The 4,836-nt window shown below is 60.3% G+C and carries 5 protein-coding genes and 1 pseudogene; all 6 read left to right on the top strand.

Translation table 11 applies throughout. From position 1 onward, the window contains the following. The first annotated feature begins 160 nt into the window (after window positions 1–160). Window positions 161–343 (top strand): Flp family type IVb pilin, encoded by a 183-nt coding sequence (locus tag EOA22_RS24385; protein WP_013533686.1) that lies wholly within the window; start codon window positions 161–163, stop codon window positions 341–343. 172 nt (window positions 344–515) lie between these two features. After that, window positions 516–1,034: a prepilin peptidase gene (locus EOA22_RS24380; RefSeq protein ID WP_013533685.1), complete on the top strand. Its 519-nt coding sequence runs from the start codon at window positions 516–518 to the stop codon at window positions 1,032–1,034. 213 nt (window positions 1,035–1,247) lie between these two features. Further along, on the top strand, window positions 1,248–2,060 hold the full coding sequence (gene cpaB, locus EOA22_RS24375; protein WP_013533684.1) for a Flp pilus assembly protein CpaB: 813 nt from the start codon (window positions 1,248–1,250) through the stop codon (window positions 2,058–2,060). Beyond that, complete coding sequence (locus EOA22_RS24370) at window positions 2,057–3,577, top strand: type II and III secretion system protein family protein (RefSeq protein ID WP_013533683.1); 1,521 nt, start codon at window positions 2,057–2,059, stop codon at window positions 3,575–3,577. The genes cpaB and EOA22_RS24370 overlap by 4 nt, the downstream gene beginning before the upstream one ends. 14 nt (window positions 3,578–3,591) lie before the next feature. Beyond that, window positions 3,592–4,329: a pilus assembly protein CpaD gene (locus tag EOA22_RS24365; RefSeq protein ID WP_013533682.1), complete on the top strand. Its 738-nt coding sequence runs from the start codon at window positions 3,592–3,594 to the stop codon at window positions 4,327–4,329. Between the two features lie 38 nt (window positions 4,330–4,367). Then, window positions 4,368–4,836: pseudogene (locus EOA22_RS24360) on the top strand (CtpF protein); the annotation flags it as partial.

The following is a 4,836-nucleotide window of genomic DNA, read 5'->3' as shown; positions in this document are numbered from 1 at the left end:
TAGCCCGAAGTTAACCACGCAATATGTTCGAACCGGGAAAGGAATCGGTAAGGCTGTTTCTTAAGCCGATCGAAAGAGCTTCTCCCTAGATTGGCAGCATCCGATCAACCATCACAGAAGTTGACGGAAGTGCTGTAACACGTGGAGTAGGAGCTCTCGAATGTCTAATCTCATCGCACGTTTTGTGAAGGACGAATCCGGCGCGACCGCTATCGAATATGGTCTGATCGCCGCTCTCATCGCGCTCGCCATCATCACTGGCGCCGGCACGCTCGGCAATGCGCTGAATGCCAAGTTCACCAACATTGGCAGCACCCTGAACAACGCGCCGACCGGCAGCTGATCGGCTTATCGCCGAGCACTTGCATCGCATTTTCTGGAAAAGGGCCGCCGCGTGGCGGCCTTTTTTATGCCGCTGCCAATATAGGTCGTCTTTTCGTTCCTGGCCTCATCAATCGTTAATCGAACATATCTTAGATTGAGCCCAATAAAATCGGACAATAGGCGTGGCGCCGATGCTTGAAGCCCTGATCTTCGTCGTCTTTCCGTTCTGCATGCTGTTTGCCGCGATCTCCGACATGCTGTCGATGACGATCGCCAACCGCGTGCCGGTGCTGCTCGTCGTCGTTTTCGCGCTGGTCGCGCCCCTTACAGGCATGGACTGGGCGGCCTATGGCGGACATTTCGCCGCCGGCGCCCTGGTCCTGGCCGTGACGTTCGGCCTGTTTGCAATAGGCGGCATGGGCGGCGGCGACGCCAAGCTTCTGGCCGCAACCGCGATGTGGATGGGCCTCAATGTCAATCTCGTGGAGTATCTTGTCGCCTCGACAATCATCGGCGGCCTGCTGACGCTCGCGATCATCCTCTACCGGAAGTCGATGCTTGCGGCCGTTACCGGCCAAAATCCGTTTCTGCGCCATTTCGCCGACGAGGCAAAAGGCGTTCCCTATGGCGTCGCGCTCGGCCTTGGCGGGTTGCTGACCTATCCGGACTCGCCTTTGATGATATGGGCGCTGGCCAGGCTGGCGGCCTGACCACGATATTATTTTATTGTCTGTCAGCATTGCCGAGACCCCGTTCTCAACGGGGTCGGCCCGGCTGTTTTGGCCGGTCCGGCTATAGTCCGGCTAATTTATGTAAACGTTAAATTAATCACGATCGTAAGCATTACATTAACCTTGTTTTGACGATTGCCGCTGCAAAGTCCGGCTTGGCTACGTGGTTTGCCAGGGCAAGGGTTCGGACAGATGCCAGCATCGCGATTGATAATTCTGAGCGTGGCGGTGGCCGCGGCGGGTGGCGCTGGCTATGTCGCGAAGAACATGGTGGCACCGCCGCCCCAGGTCGTCGTTGATTCCGCTCCCCAGGCCCCGGCAGTGGCACTCCAGGATGTGCTTGTGCTTTCAGGCGACGTTCCGATGGGCAGCCCGATCCAAAACAACATCGCCTGGCAATCCTGGCCCGCCGACGGCGTCAACGCGAATTTCATCACCCGCACCGCCGAGCCCGAGGCGCTGGACAAGCTGAAGGGTTCCATTGCCCGTGTGGCGATGTATGCCGGAGAGCCGCTGCGGCGTTCCAAGCTGATCGGGGAGGGGCAGAGCTTCATGTCGTCGATCCTGCCTTCCGGCATGCGGGCGGTCGCCACGGCCATCTCGGCCGACACGTCGGCCGGCGGCTTCATTCTTCCCAACGATTTCGTCGACGTCATCATGACCCGCAGGGCCGATGCCGCCAGCGGTGCCGCCGGCTTCAACACCGAGACCATCCTCAAGAACATCCGCGTCCTGGCCATCGACCAGACCATTCAGGAGGACGAGGAAGGCAAGAAGACCAGGGTGGGCCAGACCGCCACGCTGGAACTGACGCCCAAGCAGGCGGAGATTATCACCGTCGCCCAGCAGATGGCGGATCGCCTGACCCTGGCGCTGCGGGCGGTCGCGGACACGCAGGAAAAGAATGTGGGTGAGGCCGACTATCTCGTTTCCGGCAATGGCCGCAGGGGAACGGTGAGGCTGATCAAGTCGGGCGAAGTTTCCGAAGTGGGAGCAAGGAAATGAAGCTAGGTGGCAAACTGCCGGCAATCGTAGCCGCGGCATTCGGCCTGCTGCTCGTCGGAACGAATGTGCAAGGCAGCGTCGTCGAGGCAAAGAACGCGCAGGTCACGGCATCGACGGCCACCCAGCGCGTCAAGCTCGGCCTCAACAAGTCGGTGGTCATCGACCTGCCGAGCGATGCCTATGACATTCTCGTCGCCAATCCGGCGGTTGCCGATGCGGTGACCCGCACCGCAAGGCGCATCTATCTGTTCGGCAAGGCGGTCGGCGAGACGAACATCTTTGTCTTCGGCCCCAATGGCGAGCAGATCGTCAGCCTGGACCTGGCCGTCGAACGCGACGTTGCCGGCCTTGAAGATTATATCAGGCGCTTCCTGCCGACGTCGGCTGTCAAGGTGGAACTGCTGAACGACAACGTCGTTCTCACAGGAACCGTGGATACCCCCCTGGATGCCAAGCGCGCCGAACAGTTGGCGAACATGTTCGTGTCGGGTGGTGAAGCGACGACGGGACAATATTCGCAGACCGCGGCTGGCGGCTCGGCCCAGAGCGGTGTCGACATCAACAATCCGGACCAGGAGCGCCGCACCAGCCAGATCGTCAACCTGATCCAGATCATTGGCGACGACCAGGTCACGCTGAAGGTCACGGTCGCCGAAGTCAGCCGCTCGGTGATGAAGCAGCTCGGCGTCAACATGGTTGGCAGCGGCGGCAGCAACGGCATTAGTTACGGCGCAATCAGCGACAACTTCACGGGTCTCGGCAAACAGCTGTCGAATTCCGGCTTTCAAATCGGCGCTTCAGGACTGCAGGCTTATGTGAACGCTATGGAGCAGTCCGGGGTGATGAAGACCTTGGCCGAGCCGACCTTGACGGCTGTGTCGGGCGAGAAGGCAACCTTCAAGGTCGGCGGTGAATACAATATGGTCACGGGTGTCTCGGCAAATGTATCGCAAGACAACCAGACCGGCCTGAAGACCTACAGCGTCGAAAAGATCGAGTACGGCATCGGCCTGGAATTCCAGCCGGTTGTGTTGTCTCCCGGCCGCATAAGTTTGAAAGTCAGGACGTCGGTTTCCGAGCCGACAACCGAGGGATCCGTATCGTTCTCCTCAGGCGTGACGAGTCCCGGCATGAATGCCCTGTCGCTGCGCAAGCGCCTTGCCGACACAACGGTGGAATTGCCATCCGGTGGCTCCATGATGATCGCCGGCCTGGTTCGCGACGATGTCAGGCAAGCCGTCAACGGATTGCCTGGATTGACAAAGATCCCGGTGCTTGGCGCGCTCTTCCGCAGCAGGGATTTCGTGCGAAACGAGACCGAGCTCGTCATCATCATCACGCCCTATCTGGTTAAGCCGGTGGCGCGCAACGACCTTGCCAAGCCGGACGACAATTTCAACGCCGCCAGCGATGGCGCCGGCATGTTCCTTGGCCGCGTCAATCGCGTCTACGGCACCATGCAGACCGACAAGCCCAATGGCCGCTACCACGGCGTTGTCGGCTTCATCTACAAGTAAGCGGGGAAGCGGACATGTCTCAGTCAGCATTGAAGGCAAGCACCATCGCCGCAACGACCCGTCTCGGCCGTTCACGGGTCTGCCGGCGAGCCGTTCCTGTCCTGGCGGTTGCGGTGGCGGCGCTGCTCGCCGGCTGCGCCCAGCGCGACAGCATCACGGTCGGCGCCATTCCGGACGATTACCGCACCAACCATCCGATCGTCATCGCCGAGAAGAATCAGAAGATCGACCTGCCTGTCGGCGCCGGTGACCGCGGCATGACCGGCTCCCAGCGCGATACGCTTCTTGGCTTCCTGGATGGCTATGACAGAAGTGCCGCCCCGACGCTGACGATCCAGGTCCCGAGCGGATCGGCCAACGAGGTCGCCGCGACCACGGCGGCCCGCGATTTCGCCCGGCTGGCGGTTGCCAGCGGCATCAAGCGCAATCGGATTGTCGTGACCTCCTATCAGTCCGCCTCCGCCGAAGCCTCTGCCCCGATTCGCGTTGCTTATATCTCGGTGAAAGCCCAGACCGATAAGTGCGGCCGCTGGCCCGAAGATCTTATGGAGACATCGGAGAACAAGCACTATGCCGACTTCGGCTGCTCCTATCAGAACAATCTTGCCGCCCAGATGGCCAATCCCGCCGACCTGCTCGGCCCGCGTAAATCTGCCAATATTGATCCGGCAAATCGTAGCCAAGCCATCGATGTTTACCAAAAGAGAGGCATTTCGGAAGAGTTCCTCGGCAATTCGGAAGTGACGTACTGAGCCGCAAATCTCGGATAGAACAGGCCACGGGAGAGAGCATGACGATGAGCAACCTTGCCTACGACGCCCCGGTGGACGGCAGCGATACCTCGCAGCAGGACATCGCCGCGATGCAGGCGTTGCGGCCGATCCCGCGCATCTCGATCCAGGCATTCTGCGAGACCGAGGGTGTTGCCAACCCGGTCGAGCGCGCCGGCGAGGACCGTCGCATGACGAAGGCGCATCTCAAGGTCCACATGGGCGGTGTTCCCACTGCCATCGAATTCTACCAATCGGCGCCGACGCCCAATCTGATCCTGCTGGAATCGCGCAGCGAGCCCAAGCAATTGCTGGAACAACTCGCCCAGCTTTCGGAATATTGCGATCCGACGTCGAAGGTGGTGGTGATCGGCCACTACAATGATGTCGGCCTCTACCGGGAACTCATCCGCAACGGCATTTCCGAATATGTGATCGCTCCGGTCTCGATGGCCGACATCGTCAGCGTGGTGTCGTCGATTTTCATCG

This window comes from Mesorhizobium sp. M7A.F.Ca.US.014.04.1.1 (assembly GCF_003998745.1).
GTDB classification, from domain to species: Bacteria; Pseudomonadota; Alphaproteobacteria; order Rhizobiales; family Rhizobiaceae; genus Mesorhizobium; species Mesorhizobium ciceri.
This window is presented reverse-complemented; position numbering and strand designations above follow the sequence as displayed.

What these genes read in the sequence shown, in the direction of transcription:
- EOA22_RS24385 (WP_013533686.1), top strand. Translation starts at nt 161, where the DNA reads ATGTCTAATCTCATCGCACGTTTTGTGAAGGACGAATCCGGCGCGACC.
- EOA22_RS24365 (WP_013533682.1), top strand. Translation starts at nt 3,592, where the DNA reads ATGTCTCAGTCAGCATTGAAGGCAAGCACCATCGCCGCAACGACCCGT.
- EOA22_RS24380 (WP_013533685.1), top strand. Translation starts at nt 516, where the DNA reads ATGCTTGAAGCCCTGATCTTCGTCGTCTTTCCGTTCTGCATGCTGTTT.
- EOA22_RS24370 (WP_013533683.1), top strand. Translation starts at nt 2,057, where the DNA reads ATGAAGCTAGGTGGCAAACTGCCGGCAATCGTAGCCGCGGCATTCGGC.
- cpaB (WP_013533684.1), top strand. Translation starts at nt 1,248, where the DNA reads ATGCCAGCATCGCGATTGATAATTCTGAGCGTGGCGGTGGCCGCGGCG.